The organism is Streptomyces globisporus (assembly GCF_003501885.1).
Taxonomy (GTDB): domain Bacteria; phylum Actinomycetota; class Actinomycetes; order Streptomycetales; family Streptomycetaceae; genus Streptomyces; species Streptomyces globisporus_D.
Genome location: NZ_QWFA01000056.1, coordinates 31,641 through 46,076, shown reverse-complemented (window position 1 = coordinate 46,076; position 14,436 = coordinate 31,641). Strand labels below are relative to the sequence as shown.

General features: G+C 70.6%; 16 protein-coding genes and 1 pseudogene. 1 reads left to right on the top strand and 16 read right to left on the bottom strand.

Annotation, left to right across the window (positions count from 1 at the left end; genetic code table 11):
* Positions 1 to 12: 12 nt before the first annotated feature.
* The 11 genes from D3105_RS13040 to D3105_RS12990 all read right to left on the bottom strand — a co-directional run bounded on the left by D3105_RS13040 (position 13) and on the right by D3105_RS12990 (position 9,360).
* The gene (locus D3105_RS13040; protein ID WP_118903403.1) at positions 13 to 906 is read right to left on the bottom strand and encodes a diacylglycerol kinase; all 894 of its coding nucleotides are present in this window, start codon (positions 904 to 906) and stop codon (positions 13 to 15) included.
* An 18-nt stretch (positions 907 to 924) separates the two neighbouring features.
* Positions 925 to 1,890 carry a twin-arginine translocase subunit TatC gene (gene tatC / locus D3105_RS13035; RefSeq protein ID WP_118903402.1) on the bottom strand — a complete coding sequence of 322 codons (966 nt, stop codon included), beginning with the start codon at positions 1,888 to 1,890 and terminating at the stop codon, positions 925 to 927.
* A 49-nt stretch (positions 1,891 to 1,939) separates the two neighbouring features.
* Positions 1,940 to 2,236: a Sec-independent protein translocase subunit TatA gene (gene tatA / locus D3105_RS13030; protein ID WP_030088270.1), complete on the bottom strand. Its 297-nt coding sequence runs from the start codon at positions 2,234 to 2,236 to the stop codon at positions 1,940 to 1,942.
* Positions 2,237 to 2,454: 218 nt separating this feature from the next.
* Entirely contained in the window at positions 2,455 to 2,652 is a 198-nt protein-coding gene (locus D3105_RS13025; RefSeq protein WP_006123367.1) for a hypothetical protein, read from the bottom strand.
* Positions 2,653 to 2,683: 31 nt separating this feature from the next.
* Positions 2,684 to 3,022 (bottom strand): hypothetical protein, encoded by a 339-nt coding sequence (locus tag D3105_RS13020; RefSeq protein ID WP_206272721.1) that lies wholly within the window; start codon positions 3,020 to 3,022, stop codon positions 2,684 to 2,686.
* A 22-nt stretch (positions 3,023 to 3,044) separates the two neighbouring features.
* Positions 3,045 to 4,001, bottom strand: a complete 957-nt coding sequence (locus tag D3105_RS13015; protein WP_118903401.1) for a helix-turn-helix transcriptional regulator — start codon at positions 3,999 to 4,001, stop codon at positions 3,045 to 3,047.
* Between the two features lie 13 nt (positions 4,002 to 4,014).
* Entirely contained in the window at positions 4,015 to 4,968 is a 954-nt protein-coding gene (locus tag D3105_RS13010; RefSeq protein ID WP_006123370.1) for a helix-turn-helix transcriptional regulator, read from the bottom strand.
* 161 nt (positions 4,969 to 5,129) lie between these two features.
* Positions 5,130 to 5,501 carry an FKBP-type peptidyl-prolyl cis-trans isomerase gene (locus D3105_RS13005; protein WP_030712241.1) on the bottom strand — a complete coding sequence of 124 codons (372 nt, stop codon included), beginning with the start codon at positions 5,499 to 5,501 and terminating at the stop codon, positions 5,130 to 5,132.
* Positions 5,502 to 5,586: 85 nt separating this feature from the next.
* Positions 5,587 to 6,567: an FKBP-type peptidyl-prolyl cis-trans isomerase gene (locus D3105_RS13000; RefSeq protein WP_118903400.1), complete on the bottom strand. Its 981-nt coding sequence runs from the start codon at positions 6,565 to 6,567 to the stop codon at positions 5,587 to 5,589.
* 162 nt (positions 6,568 to 6,729) lie between these two features.
* Positions 6,730 to 8,091 (bottom strand): Pup--protein ligase, encoded by a 1,362-nt coding sequence (gene pafA / locus D3105_RS12995; RefSeq protein WP_010057126.1) that lies wholly within the window; start codon positions 8,089 to 8,091, stop codon positions 6,730 to 6,732.
* 9 nt (positions 8,092 to 8,100) lie between these two features.
* Positions 8,101 to 9,360, bottom strand: coding sequence for an MFS transporter (locus D3105_RS12990; RefSeq protein WP_118903399.1), 1,260 nt, complete (start codon positions 9,358 to 9,360; stop codon positions 8,101 to 8,103).
* A gap of 136 nt (positions 9,361 to 9,496) precedes the next feature.
* Here D3105_RS12990 and D3105_RS12985 point away from each other — a divergent pair, with 136 nt between their 5' ends.
* On the top strand, positions 9,497 to 10,531 hold the full coding sequence (locus tag D3105_RS12985; RefSeq protein WP_118903398.1) for a LacI family DNA-binding transcriptional regulator: 1,035 nt from the start codon (positions 9,497 to 9,499) through the stop codon (positions 10,529 to 10,531).
* A 46-nt stretch (positions 10,532 to 10,577) separates the two neighbouring features.
* Here the strand turns inward: D3105_RS12985 and prcA are convergent, their stop codons facing one another.
* From prcA to dop, 5 genes and pseudogenes are all read right to left on the bottom strand, one after another.
* Entirely contained in the window at positions 10,578 to 11,384 is an 807-nt protein-coding gene (gene prcA / locus D3105_RS12980) for a proteasome subunit alpha (RefSeq protein ID WP_118903397.1), read from the bottom strand.
* Positions 11,385 to 11,443: 59 nt separating this feature from the next.
* Complete coding sequence (prcB, locus tag D3105_RS12975; protein ID WP_006123377.1) at positions 11,444 to 12,289, bottom strand: proteasome subunit beta; 846 nt, start codon at positions 12,287 to 12,289, stop codon at positions 11,444 to 11,446.
* Positions 12,241 to 12,433 (bottom strand): annotated as a pseudogene (locus tag D3105_RS12970) (endonuclease domain-containing protein); the annotation flags it as partial. The pseudogene D3105_RS12970 and the gene prcB, both read right to left, overlap by 49 nt.
* Before the next feature lie 102 nt (positions 12,434 to 12,535).
* Positions 12,536 to 12,754: a ubiquitin-like protein Pup gene (locus D3105_RS12965; RefSeq protein ID WP_010057120.1), complete on the bottom strand. Its 219-nt coding sequence runs from the start codon at positions 12,752 to 12,754 to the stop codon at positions 12,536 to 12,538.
* Between the two features lie 129 nt (positions 12,755 to 12,883).
* Entirely contained in the window at positions 12,884 to 14,395 is a 1,512-nt protein-coding gene (gene dop / locus D3105_RS12960; protein WP_118903396.1) for a depupylase/deamidase Dop, read from the bottom strand.
* Between the last annotated feature and the right edge of the window lie 41 nt (positions 14,396 to 14,436).

The window sequence follows — 14,436 nt, the reverse complement described above, 5'->3', positions numbered from 1 at the left end:
GCCGGCACCCGCTCAGCCCCCGGTGAGCACCCGCACGGCCCCCGGTACGCAGGTGGCGGTGAGCGGCAGCGCGCCCATCGGTTCGCCGTCCGCGTACGCCGTGACGCCGGCCGCCGCCAGCTCGATCGAGGAGACCCGGTGCACGGTCACGGCGGGGTGGCTCAGATGCGTGCCCTTGTAGACCTTCGGGAACACCTTGAGCAGCTCGGTGCGGGTGCACTCGCCGACCACGGTCACGTCGAAGCGCCCGTCGTCCATCTCGGCCTCGGCGCAGATCCGCATGCCGCCGCCGTACGTGGTTCCGTTGCCGACGGCGATGAGGGTGGCCTCGATCTCGGTGACCTCTCCCCCGTCGAGCCGGATCCTGTACGGGATCGGCTTGAAGGCGGCCAGTTCGGCGAGGATCGCGAGGTCGTACTTGAACCGGCCGCCGACGAAGCGCATCCGGTTGCCCCGGTCGTTGACCCGGGAGTCGAAGCCGGAGGCGAGGACGGAGCCGAACCAGCGGTCCCCGACCCGCCCCAGGTCGATCTCGCGGTGGCCGCCGGCCTTGAGGGCCCGCGCGGCCAGCCGTCCGGCGGCGGCCGGGTCGCGGATCGGCAGACCCAGCGCCCGGGCGAAGTCGTTGCCCGTGCCGACGGCGACGACCCCGAGCGGGGTGTCGGTCCCGGCGACGGCCTGGAGGGCGAGGGACATCAGCCCGTCCCCGCCCACGGCTATGAGTGCCCCGGTCCCCGCCGCGACGGCCTCGCGGGCGCGGCGCAGGGCGTCCTCTGCGTCCTCGCCCAGCACCGTACGGACGGAGAATCCGGCGTCCCGCAACGCGGAAGCGGCCGGCTGCGCGGCGTGCGCACCCCGGCCGCGTCCTGCGGTGGGATTGACGAAGAGGGTGATCTCGCTGGTCACCCGCCGGACCCTACAAGGTCAGGTGATGTCGTCGTAACCGTTCAGCCGGTGCGATCCGGGCCCGTCCGCCTCACCGGTGTTCTGGCCGGGCAGCGCGGGGCGGGAGGAGGAGACGTTCTCCACGCGGCCGACGGGCTCGGGCGTCAGATCAAGGGTCGAGGCCTCGTCGTCGCTGAGCTCGGCGTCGGGGTTGTTGCGGTTGCGGCGCTTGTCGTTCAGCAGGGAGAAGCCGACGGCGATGAAGTAGAGCACCGCGAGCGGCCCGGCGAGGAGCAGCATGGAGATGGGCTCGCCGCCGGGGGTCGCGATGGCCGCGAAGGCGGTGAGACCGACGATCATGCCGCGCCACCAGCGCAGCATACGGACGCCCGTGAGGACCCCGGTCATGTTGAGGGCGATGAGCAGCAGCGGCAGTTCGAAGGCGAGACCGAAGACGATCACCATGCGGGTGATCAGGTCGAGGAAGTCGTCGAGCGGCAGGAGGTTCGTGACGTTGTCCGGCGTGAAGCCGAGCATGATCTCGGCCGTCTGCGGCAGGATCGTGTACGCGAGGTAGGCGCCCGCGGTGAACAGCGGAACCCCGGCGGCCACGAAACCCAGGGAGTACCGCTTCTCCTTCTGATGGAGGCCGGGAGCGACGAAGGCCCAGAGCTGGTACAGCCAGACGGGCGTGGCGAGGAGAACGCCCGCCATGAGGGAGACCTTCAGCGCGATGGTGAAGGGCGACAACAGACCGTTGGTGGTCATCTCCGCGCACGGGCGGCCGTTGACCATCGTCTGGACGCCGTTCTTGCAGCCGACCGAGTCGAGGATCGGCTTCATCAGGAACTCGAAGATCTCCTTGTGGAAGAAGGCGGCCCCGATGACGGCGATCAGGATCGCCAGCACGGCCTTCAGCAGCCGGTTACGCAGCTCACGCAGGTGATCGAGGAGAGGCATCCGCCCCTCGTCGTCCTTCTCCTGCTTGCGGGCAGACTTGAGCAACCCACTTCCCTCGTCTCGTGCGGCGGCTGTCGGCGGAGCGCGTCGGCGGTCAGCTCTGGGTGGTGGGCTTGGCCTCGTTGACCGGGCGGGAGCTGGTGACGTCTCCCGGTGCGGCCTGGATGGTGCGCGCGGTGGTGGACTGCGGCGGGACCGTGTCGTCGACGGTCTCCGTGGTGGGCGTCGCGGTCGCCGCGTCGTCCTTCTTCATGGCCTTGGCCTCGCTCTTGAGGATGCGGGCCGACTTGCCGAGCGAGCGCGCCATGTCGGGGAGCTTCTTGGCACCGAAGAGCAGCAGGATGACAGCGATGATCAGAACGATCTCGAGGGGCTTCAGATTGCCGATCATGTGCGACTTCCTTCTCACTGAGGCGGCTGGGGGGTGGGCTCGCTACCCGCTCGACCGGGCATACGTCCGATCGTTGCGCTTGGCAGCGATCGTAACCCGCAGGGGTAAACGCGAGGCAATGCCCGTGCGTACTCCTGCTTGCGGCCCCGCACCTCCCTGCCTGGGCCGACCCATGCAGCGTACTCCCCTGTGCTGTGGGGCATCAGGCCCCCGGCGCGCTAGCGCAGGCCGTCGCCGGTGGCCGCGAGCCGGGTGGCGGCCCGCTCCAGGTCCTCGGAGGCCCGGTTGATGCGCTCGGTGGTGTCGGTGACCTGCCGGCCGAGACGCTGGGCCTCGACGAAGACCTTGATGCCGAGCACGCCGAGCACGGCGATGCCCAGGAATCCGAGGGCGATGGCGAGCATGGGCCAGAACATGGGGGCCTCTTTCCTGTACGGCTGCGCGGCGCTACAGGGCGGTGTGCAGACGCAGGGTCCGTACGCCGCCGCCGGTGAGCAGTTCGATGATGCGCTCCCCGGCGGGCTTGCGGACCGAGGCGCCGCACTCGGGGCAGGTGAAGGTGTAGAAGGTGGTGCGGCGGGTGGCGCCGATCGCGAGGCGCAGTGCGGCGGCGGCCAGCTCGAAGCGCCCGCGGCAGTCGGGGCAGGCGGCCCGGAAGCGTACGGCGGCGGGGACCGGCACGGGGACGGGTCCGGTGCCGGACCGGGGCGTCGGGCGTATCCCGGTGCCGGGCAGAACCTCCGGGCGGCCTCCGGTGGCGGCCGGGAACAGCGGCGTCCGGTTCATCGTCGTCTCCCTTCCAGGGCCCTCAGACCGTGTCCTCGTAGGCGGCGAGCGCCTCGCGGGCGGCCTCGCGGGCGCTGTCCGCGAGCTCCGGCGGGGCGACGATGCGGCCGTCGCCGCCGAGCCGCAGGGCGAGCCGGCGCAGCGAGGCCGGGTCGGGGGTGCGCAGGGTGATGCGGAGGCCGCCGTCGGGGAGTTCCTCGGCGGAGTCGTGCGGGTAGTACTCGGCGACCCAGCGGCCGCCGGTGCCGACCTCGATCACGACTTCCGGGTCCTCGGCGGCGGGCTGGACCAGACCGGCGGACAGGTCGCGCAGTTCCAGCTCGGGAGGGGCGGCGGGGGCGTCGAGGAGGCGGATCTCGGCGACGCGGTCGAGCCGGAAGGTCCGGCGGGCCTCGGAGAGCCGGCACCAGCCCTCCATGTAGGTGTGGCCGACGGCGAAGAGCCGGATCGGGTCGACCTCGCGCTCGGTGAGTTCGTCGCGGGCGGGCGAGTAGTAGCGCAGCCAGAGGCGGCGGCGCTCGGAGATGGCGCGGTCGACGTCGGCGAAGACGCCGCCCTCGGACTCGAAGGTCACCGAGAGCCGGGAGCTGGCCGCGCCGGACTCGCCCGCGGCCGTCTCCAGCTTGGCGGTGGCGCGGACGAGGGCGTCCCGGTCGCTCTCGCGCAGGCCGGGCAGGGTGGCGACGGCGCGGGCGGCGACGAGCAGCGCGGTGGCCTCGTCGGCGGCGAGCCGGAGCGGCTCGGCGACGTCGTCCGGGTTGTGCCACCAGATGCGGTCGCCGTCGGTGTCGATGTCGAGGAGGTCGCCGCCGCGGAAGCTGGTGCCGCACATGGGCAGGACGTCGAGGTCGGAGATCAGCTCGTCCTCGGTGATCCCGAAGGCCCGCGCCACGTCCTGCACGTGGGCGCCGGGGCGCTCGCGCAGATACGTCACCAGGGACAGCATCCGGCGGGTCTGGTCGATCGCGTTCGTGGCCATCGTGTCGGCTCCCCTAGTCCTTGGCCACGGCTCGGAGCCGGTCCACCACATCGGCCCGCAGGTCGGCGGGCTCCTCCACGACGACATCCGGGCCGAACTCGACGAGCCAGGCGTCGAGGCCGTGTCCGTACGGGATCTCCAGCTCGTCCCAGCCGTCGCCGCGGTCCCGCACGGCGGTGGCGCGCGAGCGCAGCGGGTAGCCGGCTCCGGCGCGGAGCCTGATCCGGGCGGTGCGGGTCGCGGTCTCGCCGGCCCAGCTCTCCACGGTCTCGCGGACGGTGACCACGTCGGGCACCTCGGCGCTGAAGGCTCCGGCGCGGGAGCGGACCTTGCCGGTGATGCGGGAGAGCCGGAAGACGCGTTCGGCGCCCCGCTCGCGGTCCCAGCCGGCCAGATACCAGTGGCCGCGCCAGCATTCGAGGGTCCAGGGTTCGACCTGGCGCTGCTCGGCGCGGGCGGAGTTGGCCTTGCGGTAGTCGAAGGTGACGGGGCGGCGGTCGCGGCAGGCCAGCATGAGGGGCTCGAAGGCGGCCTCGTGGACGGGGATGCGGGGTTCGAGGGCGCTGTGGACCTCGTAGGCGTCCTCGGCCTCGGGCATTCCGGCGGCGCGCAGCTTCTGCAGGGCTCCGCTGGCGGCCCCGGCGAGGCGGGCCTGCTGCCAGACCTTGGCGGCGAGGCCGAGGGCGGCGGCCTCCTCTGCGTCAAGGGTGATGGGGGGCAGCCGGTTGCTGTCGCGGCGGGCGAGGTAGCCGGTGTCGCCGTCGAGGTTCTCGACGGTCTCGATGACGAGTCCGAGTTCGCGCAGATCGTCCTTGTCGCGCTCGAACATCCGGTTGAAAGAGTCGTCGGAGCCCGCTTCGAGGTAGGCCTCGATGGATCCGCGGAGTTCGCGCTTGCTGAGGGGGCGCCGGGTCCCCAGCAGGCACAGCGCGAGGTTCATCAACCGCTCGGCCTTGGCAATCGCCATCGACGCCCTTTCTCCGGTGCTCTACGACGGTCGACCGTACCGCCCCGGGGTGTGGGGATCCAAAGCCGGGCCGTCGTCCGGAGCGCGGTGGGGGCTCGCCGGACAGCATGAGGGCCCCCGCCGTGCGGCGGGGGCCCTCATGCACACGAGTCCGGAACGGCTCAGACCGAGACCAGGTCGCAGACGAAGATCAGCGTCTCACCGGGGGCGATCTTGCCGCCGGCACCGCGGTCGCCGTAGGCGAGGTGGGCGGGGATGGTCAGCTGGCGACGGCCGCCGACCTTCATGCCCTGCACGCCCTTGTCCCAGCCGGAGATGACCTGGCCGGCACCGAGCTGGAACTGCAGCGGGGTGCCGCGGTTCCAGGAGGCGTCGAACTCCTCGCCGGTGGAGAAGGACACGCCCACGTAGTGCACGGAGACGGTCTGGCCGGCCTGGGCCACCGGGCCGTCGCCCTCCCAGATGTCCTTGATCTCCAGATCGGCCGGCGGCTCGCCGCCCGGGAAGTCGACCTCGGGCTTCTCGATGCTCACTGAACTGCTCCTAAAAGAATCTCGGGGAAAACCCCACAAGTCTTGCACGGGTCGCCCCGTCGCCCGGACCGTACCGAGAGGTGTCTCAGACCGTGCCGAGGATGTCGACGACGAAGACCAGGTTGTTCTTGGCGAGCTGGTTGGAGGGATCGGCTCCGTAGGCCTGGTTCGGCGGGATCGTCAGCAGGACGCGGTCGCCGACCTTCTTGCCGACCAGTCCCTTGTCCCAGCCCTGGATGACGCCGCCGACGCCGATCGGGAAGGCGCTCGCGCCACCGTGGTCCCAGGATGAGTCGAACTTCTTGCCGTCCTCCCACTTCACCCCGGTGTACTGGACGACGAGGCCCTCGCCGGCCTTGACGGCGGCGCCGTCGCCCTTGATGAGCACCTGCTCCTTGAGGTCCTTCGGGGCCTTCTCGCCCTTGGGGATGGTGATGGTCGCGGCCTTCTGCGACGCGGCCTTCACCTCGGGCATCCCGGCCTCACTGGCGGCCTGGGTCCCCTTGGCCTCGCCCTTCTTGTCGACCTTCTCGGCGTTGACGATGTCGACGACCCAGACGAGCGGGTCGGTGGGCTTGATCCCGGACTGCGGGTTCAGCTGCTCGCCGACGATCGCCTCGGCGGTGCCCTCGACCTGGACCCGGCTGCCGACCTTGTGGCCGGTCAGCGCGTCCGCGACCTTGGTCGGGAGCATCTGGCCCTGCTGGCCGACCTCCTGCACGACCTGGGCACGGGGGGCCTTCGGGTCGGCGCCCTGCCGCTGGGCCCAGGTGGAGCCGAGGGCCTCGATGTTTCCGGCGAAGTCCAGACGGACGATGTCGCCCTTCTTGACCTCGGCGCCGTCACCGGTCGAGACGTCGCTCGCGACGACCTCGTCGGAGACCTTGGCGTCCTTGGCGATCTCGATCTTGGGCTCGGCGCCGAACTTCCCGGAGACCTTGGCGACGGGATCCGAGTTCTTCGGGGCGGCGTCGTCCTTGGAATCGGAACCGCAGGCGGCGGTGATCAGCAGAGCGGGCACGGCCAGGACGGCGGCGACACGCCGGGCAGTTTTCGTGGGGATCATCAGTCCAACTCGCGTAGGGGGCTCCGGGCACTCCCGCCACTCTACGACTTCACCCCAACTGCATCACGGGTACCGACACGGCTGTACGCCGGGGCGACCGGCCCCGGCGTACAATGTGTCCCTTTTCCCGCGAGTCCCGCGGGTTCCGCGCGGGCGGACCTCTCACATGCCGGCGATGAGTTTCTCCACCCGTTCGTCCACGGACCGGAACGGGTCCTTGCACAGCACCGTGCGCTGCGCCTGGTCGTTGAGCTTGAGGTGGACCCAGTCGACGGTGAAGTCCCTCCGCTGCTCCTGGGCCCTGCGGATGAAGTCGCCGCGCAGCCGCGCCCGGGTGGTCTGCGGGGGCACCGACTTGCCCTCGAAGATCTTCAGGTCGTTGCAGATGCGGGCCGTCTGTCCCTTCTTCTCCAGGAGGTAGAAGAGACCGCGTCGGCGGTGGATGTCGTGGTAGGCGAGGTCTATCTGGGCGACCCGCGGGTTCGACATGGTCATGTTGTGCTTGGCCCGGTACCGCTCGATGAGCTTGTACTTCATGACCCAGTCGATCTCGGTGTCGATCCGGTCGAGGTCCTGGGCCTCGATCGCGTCCAGGGCGCGGCCCCACAGCTCCAGGACCTGGTCGACGGTGCCGGTGCGGATACCCCGGCGCTCGACGAAGTCCACGGCCTTCTCGTAGTACTCCCGCTGGACCTCGATGGCCGAGGCCTCCCGGCCGCTGGCGAGACGCACCTTGCGCTGCCCGGTGAGGTCGTGGCTGACCTCGCGGATCGCCCGGATCGGGTTCTCCAGGGTCAGGTCGCGCATCACCGTGCCCGCCTCGATCATGCGGAGCACCAGGTCGGTGGCGCCGACCTTGAGCAGCATGGTCGTCTCGGACATGTTCGAGTCCCCGACGATGACGTGGAGGCGGCGGTACCGCTCGGCGTCGGCGTGCGGTTCGTCACGGGTGTTGATGATCGGCCGGGAGCGGGTCGTCGCGGAGCTGACGCCCTCCCAGATGTGCTCGGCACGCTGGCTGACGCAGTAGACCGCGCCACGCGGGGTCTGGAGCACCTTGCCCGCGCCGCAGATCAGCTGCCTGGTGACGAGGAACGGAATGAGGATGTCCGCGAGCCGGGAGAATTCTCCGTGCCGGGCCACGAGGTAGTTCTCGTGGCAGCCGTAGGAGTTTCCCGCCGAGTCGGTGTTGTTCTTGAAGAGATAGACGTCGCCCGCGATTCCCTCCTCGTGCAGGCGGCGTTCGGCGTCGACGAGCAGGCCTTCGAGAATGCGCTCGCCGGCCTTGTCGTGGGTGACCAGTTCGGTCACGTTGTCGCATTCCGGGGTTGCGTATTCCGGATGCGATCCCACGTCGAGGTAGAGGCGGGCGCCGTTCCGCAGAAAGACGTTGCTGCTGCGGCCCCATGACACGACACGGCGGAAGAGGTAGCGCGCCACTTCGTCAGGTGACAGTCGGCGCTGTCCCCTGAACGTGCACGTGACGCCGTACTCGTTCTCCAGCCCGAAAATGCGGCGGTCCATGACTGAACATTACGCCTTATGGCCCGAGCTGAAACCGGGTTCGACGGCACCGTTTCGATCATTTTCCGATCCCGTCACGACGGCGGCCGTACGGACGGGAGCTGCGAGGACCTTGCCGGTGGCCAGCAGGACCACCAGGGCCGCCACTCCCCCGGCCCCCGCGACGGCGAAGCTCCAGGCGGTCGAGCCGAGTTCGACGGCCGGTCCGGCGACGGCCGTGCCGGCCGCGGCGCCTACGCCGAACGTGGTGACGAGCCAGGAGAACGCCTCGGTCACCGTGCCGCGCGGGGCGTGCCGGTCGACCACGATGAAGGAGCAGGCGATGGCCGGGGCGAGGAAGACCCCGGCAAGGGCGGCGAAGACGGTCATGAGCGGCACCGAGGGGGTGAGTGTCAGCGGCAGATAGCCCAGCGCCAGCAGTCCGACGATGGCCCGCAGCCGTTTCTCGGGGGCGCCGACCCACTGCCGTGCCCCGTAGGCCAGTCCGCCGATCAGCGCGCCGAGGCCGAGTGCGGCCATCAGCCAGCCGTACACCGCCTCCCGCCCGTGGTCGTCGGCGTACGCCACCCCGGCCACGGTGATGGAGCCCAGCGCGAGGCCGACGAAGAAGAACGCGCCGAGGAGCGCGAGGAGTCCGGGCGAGCGCAGGGCGCCGAGCCAGTGCGCCTCGCGGGGCGCCGAGCGCCAGGTGCGCGAGGGCTCGGACAGGACGACCGAGAGGGCGCCGAGGACGCCGATGGCGTTGATGACGAGCAGGGCGGCGGCCGGGGACCAGAGCGAGACGAGCAGCGTCACCAGGAGCGGTCCGACGGTGAACATGATCTCCTGCGCCACGGCGTCCATGGCGTAGGCCCGGTGCACCTGGCCCTCGCCCTTGAGGACGCTGGGCCACAGGGCCCGCAGGCCGCCCTCCAGGGGCGGGGTGGCGACTCCGGCGACGATGACGGCGAGGTAGGCCAGCGGGAGCGAGCCGAGGCCGGTGAGGGCCAGCAGGGCCATCCCGAGCGCGGAGAGCACTGCGGCCGGGAGCTGGACCCGCGGCTGCCCGTACAGGTCGACCGCGCGGCCGAGCAGCGGCTGCCCGACGGCGGTGGCCAGGCCGTACGCGGCGGCGAGCGCGCCGGCCAGGGTGTAGCTACCGCCCTCCGCCCGGGTGAACAGCACGATCGCGATGTGTGCGGTGCCGTTGGGCAGCCGCCCCACCAGCGTGCCCGTCAGCAGCCGGGCGGCATGCCGCGCCCGGAGGATGTCCAGATATCCTGCGGCCATACCCGCCCCCTCTCCGCCTCGGCCGGCCGTGCGCCCACCGAAGTGTTACGTATAACGTCGAGGTTCATACGTACCATGTGCGCAGTTCGCGGGTCCACCCCGCGGCGTTACGGAGACGTCCCGCACGGAGGCACGAGTGACCAGCGCGCAGCAGCCCGTCCCCGCCCGGCCCACCAGTCGTGACGTGGCCCGTGCGGCGGGCGTCTCCCAGGCAACGGTCTCCCTGGTGCTCGGCGGTAAGTGGCCGGGCCGGGTGTCGGAGGTCACGGCCCAGCGGGTGAGGGAGGCCGCGGCGGAGCTCGGCTACCGGCCCAATCTGGCGGCCCGCAGTCTGCGGCTCGGCCGCACGAGGACCGCGCTGCTGGTGGTCCCGGCGCTCACCAACGAGTTCTTCGCCCGGGTGTACGCGGGGGCGGCGGCGCTCGCCGCCGAGCACGACTTCGGCGTGGTGCTCTACCCCTCGCCGGACGGCACTGGCCCGGCCCGGGACCCCTTCGCCTCGGCCCGGGCCGCGCTCGACGGGGTCATCGCGTCCTCGATGGCCGCCGACGCGCTGGACGCACTGCACGGGGCGGATCTGCCGCTGGTGATGCTGGACAGCGACCCCTCGGGCACCGCGCCCGCCGCCCATGTGAACCTCGACATCGCGGACGGGATGCGGCAGGTGACGGACCATCTGCTGGGGCTCGGCCACCGTCGTTTCCTGCATCTGGCGTCCGCCGTGGACACCTGGACGTTCGCGGTGCGCGCAGAGGCGCTGCATGACGCTCTGGGCGCGGCGGGTGGCGCGACGGTGCGTACCGTACGGGCTCCGCTGGACGTGGGGGCGGGGCGCGAGGCGGCCGAGCGGGCTCTGGCGGTCACCGGGGAGCGGCCCACCGCGATCGTCTGCGACGACGACATCCTGGCCGCCGGGGCCTGCAAGGCGGCACGCAGGCTCGGGCTGCGGGTGCCGGACGAGCTCTCGGTGACCGGGTTCGACGACCTGGCGCTGGCCACCGCGCTGGAGCCGGAGCTGACCACCGTGCGGCTGCCGGCGGAGCAGGTCGGGGAGCGGGGCATGGAGGCGCTGCTCGCCGTGCTGGACGGCCGCCCCGCCGAGCAGGGGGGCCTGCCGGTCCAGCTCGTCGTACGCGGCTCCACGGCGCCCCCGCCCGCCGCCCGGGCATGACGGTGCCCCCGGGCCGGGGCCCGGGGGCACGTCGAGCGCCGCTCGGCTACTTGCCGGTCTCCTCCGTGGAGCCGGACGCGCTGCCGGTGTCCGCACCGCTGGAGTCGCTGTCCTCGGCGTCGGAGGGGGCGTCCGTGGGCGTGCTGGCGGCGGATTCCGTCTCCAGCAGCCGGGCCAGCTGACGGCCGACGATCCGCTTGAACTTGCGCTGCTGGGGGCGGGTGCGGTCCAGGACCGCGACCTCCAGGCGCTCCGCGGGGATCTCCCGCTCGCCGCCGCCCGGCTCCCGCGAGAGGGCCTGGACGGCCAGCTTGAGCGCCTCGGCCAGCGTCATGCCGTCGCGGTGCCGCTGGTCGAGGAAACTGCTGATCTGTTCGGAGTTGCCGCCGACCGCGACCGAGCCGTGCTCGTCCACGATCGAACCGTCGTGCGGCAGCCGGTAGATCTGGTCGCCCTCGGGTTCGCTGCCGACCTCGGCGACCACCAGTTCCACCTCGTACGGCTTCTCGGCCGCGCTGGAGAAGATGGTGCCGAGCGTCTGGGCGTAGACGTTGGCCAGCCCACGGGCCGTCACGTCGTCCCGGTCGTAGGTGTATCCGCGCAGATCGGCGTAGCGCACGCCGCCGATGCGGAGGTTCTCGTACTCGTTGTACTTGCCGGCGGCGGCGAAGCCGATCCGGTCGTAGATCTCGCTGAACTTGTGGAGCGCGCGGGACGGGTTCTCGCCGACGAACACAATGCCGTCGGCGTACTGCAGCACAACGAGGCTGCGACCACGGGCGATGCCCTTGCGGGCGTATTCCGCCCGGTCGGCCATGGCCTGCTGGGGTGAGACATAGAACGGCGTCGACACCGGCTATCCGTCCCTTCCTGTCAGTGACGAGTGCATCGGAAAAAGGCTCGGAGTCCGGATCAGAGCAGCGCGGCGCGCGGGCCGTCGGGCTGCTCGAGTCGGCGTTCCAGGATGGAGCGCGCGATCTCGGAGGACTCCTGGTCGGTCAGCCTCCGGAAGCCTTCGTCGGTGATGACGGTGACGATCGGATAGATACGGCGGGCCACGTCCGGGCCGCCGGTGGCCGAGTCGTCGTCCGCCGCGTCGTACAGCGCCTGCACGACCAGGGTGAGGGCCTGCTCCTGCGTCAGGTCCTCGCGGTAGAGCTTCTTCATCGAGCCGCGGGCGAAGATCGACCCGGAGCCGGTGGCGGCGTAGCCGGTCTCCTCGGAGCGGCCGCCGGTGACGTCGTAGGAGAAGATGCGGCCCTTGTCGCGGTCGATGTCGTAGCCCGCGAAGAGGGGGACCACGGCGAGGCCCTGCATGGCCATGGCGAGGTTGGAGCGGATCATGGTGGAGAGCCGGTTGGCCTTGCCCTCCAGGGAGAGCTGGGCGCCCTCGACCTTCTCGAAGTGCTCCAGCTCCAGCTGGAACAGCTTGACCATCTCCACGGCCAGTCCTGCGGTGCCCGCGATGCCCACCGCGGAGTACTCGTCGGCCGGGAAGACCTTCTCGATGTCGCGCTGCGCGATCATGTTGCCCATGGTGGCGCGCCGGTCGCCGGCCAGGACCACGCCACCGGGGAAGGACGCGGCGACGATGGTCGTCCCGTGCGGCGCCTCGATGGCCCCCTGGAGCGGCGGCAGGCTGCGGTTGCCCGGGAGCATCTCGGGCGACTGGTCGGACAGGAAGTCCATGAACGAGGACGAACCCGGCGTCAGGAAGGCAGCTGGTAGACGCCCGGTGCTACGAGTGTTGGCTTCCACGCGTTTCCCTCCAGGTATGCGATGGCCCTGCGCAAGAAAGTCAGGATCATCCCCCAACTTGCCGATGGCCGAATTGCAGTTGAAGCAACTTGTGCCACGGACCCTACCCGCCCCGCGGGAGTGATCCACATGTTCGGCGGGGGATATCCGCGCCGATCCGGCGGCCCGTCGACCGGGCCCGGTCGGCAGGCGGGGTGACGGCAGACGCCGTCACCCCGCTTCCTACCAAGCGTTCACACTCGTGAACTACTCTCCACCCTTTTGAACGAAGGAGCGGACGAAGTCCTCGGCGTTCTCTTCGAGCACGTCGTCGATCTCGTCCAGCACCGAGTCGACGTCGTCGCTCAGCTTCTCCTGTCGCTCCGCAAGGTCCTCGGACGCCTGCGCGTCCTGCGCCTGCTCCTCGACCTCCTCGGTGGAACGTGTCGCCTTCTGCTGTCCGCCGCCGGTGTCCTTGGTCGCCATGTAGCTCACCCCGCTCGGTTCGAAGCAATCGAAGCTCTTGATCAGACCCTACCCACCGGGTCCGACATTTGGCCCGGTAGTTGATGCAAGCCCGTGCCTCAGGTGATTGATTCCCAGCCCGGAGGCCTTTCAGCCGCCCGACAGCGTCCGGACCAGCTCCTCCGCCGTACGGCAGCGGTCGAGCAGATCCTTCACGTGCTCCTTGGTCCCGCGCAGCGGCTCCAGGGTGGGCACCCGCTGCAGGGAGTCGCGGTCCGGCAGGTCGAAGATCACCGAGTCCCAGGAGGCCGCCGCCACATCGTCGGCGTACTGCTCCAGACAGCGGCCGCGGAAGTAGGCCCTGGTGTCCTCCGGAGGCGCCGTACGGGCCCTGGTGACCTGGTCCTCGTTCAGGAGGCGCTTCATCTTCCCGCGGGCCACCAGACGGTTGTAGAGGCCCTTGTCGGGCCGTACGTCCGCGTACTGGAGGTCCACCAGATGCAGCCGGGGGGCGTCCCAGTCCAGCGCGTCGCGGCGGCGGTAGCCCTCCATGAGCTCCCGCTTGGCGATCCAGTCCAGCTCGCCCGACAGGCTCATCGGATCGGTCTCCAGCCGGTTGAGGGTGTCCTCCCAGCGGGTCAGGATGTCCTTGGTCTGCTCGTCGGCGTCCGTCCCGTACCGCTCGTCGACGTACTTGCGGGCCAGCTCGAAGTACTCCATCTGGAGCTGGACCGCAGTGAGTGTCCGGCCGCTGCGGAGCGTGATCAGCTGCCGCAGGTCCGGGTCGTGGGAGACCTGGTGCAGGGTGCGCACGGGCTGGTCGACCGCCAGGTCGACGTTGATGAAGGCGTCCTCGATCATCGACAGCACCAGGGACGTGGTGCCGAGCTTGAGATAGGTGGAGATCTCCGAGAGGTTGGCGTCGCCGATGATCACATGGAGCCGGCGGTACTTCTCGGCGTCGGAGTGGGGCTCGTCCCGGGTGTTGATGATGGGGCGCTTGAGCGTGGTCTCCAGGCCGACCTCGACCTCGAAGTAGTCGGCGCGCTGGCTGATCTGGAAGCCGTGCTCGTGGCCGTCCTGCCCGATGCCGACCCGGCCCGCGCCCGTGACGACCTGGCGCGAGACGAAGAACGGCGTCAGATGGCGCACGATGTCCGAGAACGGCGTCTCCCGCTGCATGAGGTAGTTCTCGTGCGTGCCGTAGGAGGCGCCCTTGTTGTCCGTGTTGTTCTTGTAGAGGTGGATCGGCTGGGCGCCGGGGATGGCGGCCGCCCGCTCGGCGGCCTCCGCCATGATCCGTTCGCCGGCCTTGTCCCAGAGCACCGCGTCGCGCGGGTTGGTGATCTCCGGGGAGCTGTATTCGGGGTGCGCGTGGTCGACGTAGAGCCGGGCGCCGTTGGTGAGGATGACATTGGCGAGGCCGATGTCCTCGTCGGTGAGCTGGCTGGAGTCGGCGGTCTCACGGGCGAGATCGAAGCCTCGCGCGTCACGCAGCGGGTTCTCCTCCTCGAAGTCCCAGCGGGCACGTCGCGCCCGGTGCATCGCCGCCGCGTAGGCGTTGACGATCTGGGACGAGGTGAGCATGGCATTGGCGTTGGGGTGACCGGGGACGGAGATCCCGTACTCCGTCTCGATGCCCATTACTCGCCGTACGGTCATGCGGCCCTCCTTGCCCGGCGTCGGCCCCTCCCGGAGCGACG

Bases quoted from the DNA above. Each gene is read 5' to 3' on its own strand.
- D3105_RS12990 (WP_118903399.1), bottom strand. From the start codon at position 9,360: ATGGCCGCAGGATATCTGGACATCCTCCGGGCGCGGCATGCCGCCCGG.
- D3105_RS12965 (WP_010057120.1), bottom strand. From the start codon at position 12,754: ATGGCGACCAAGGACACCGGCGGCGGACAGCAGAAGGCGACACGTTCC.
- dop (WP_118903396.1), bottom strand. From the start codon at position 14,395: ATGACCGTACGGCGAGTAATGGGCATCGAGACGGAGTACGGGATCTCC.
- D3105_RS13010 (WP_006123370.1), bottom strand. From the start codon at position 4,968: ATGGCGATTGCCAAGGCCGAGCGGTTGATGAACCTCGCGCTGTGCCTG.
- tatA (WP_030088270.1), bottom strand. From the start codon at position 2,236: ATGATCGGCAATCTGAAGCCCCTCGAGATCGTTCTGATCATCGCTGTC.
- pafA (WP_010057126.1), bottom strand. From the start codon at position 8,091: ATGGACCGCCGCATTTTCGGGCTGGAGAACGAGTACGGCGTCACGTGC.
- D3105_RS13000 (WP_118903400.1), bottom strand. From the start codon at position 6,567: ATGATCCCCACGAAAACTGCCCGGCGTGTCGCCGCCGTCCTGGCCGTG.
- D3105_RS13020 (WP_206272721.1), bottom strand. From the start codon at position 3,022: ATGAACCGGACGCCGCTGTTCCCGGCCGCCACCGGAGGCCGCCCGGAG.
- D3105_RS13025 (WP_006123367.1), bottom strand. From the start codon at position 2,652: ATGTTCTGGCCCATGCTCGCCATCGCCCTCGGATTCCTGGGCATCGCC.
- D3105_RS13015 (WP_118903401.1), bottom strand. From the start codon at position 4,001: ATGGCCACGAACGCGATCGACCAGACCCGCCGGATGCTGTCCCTGGTG.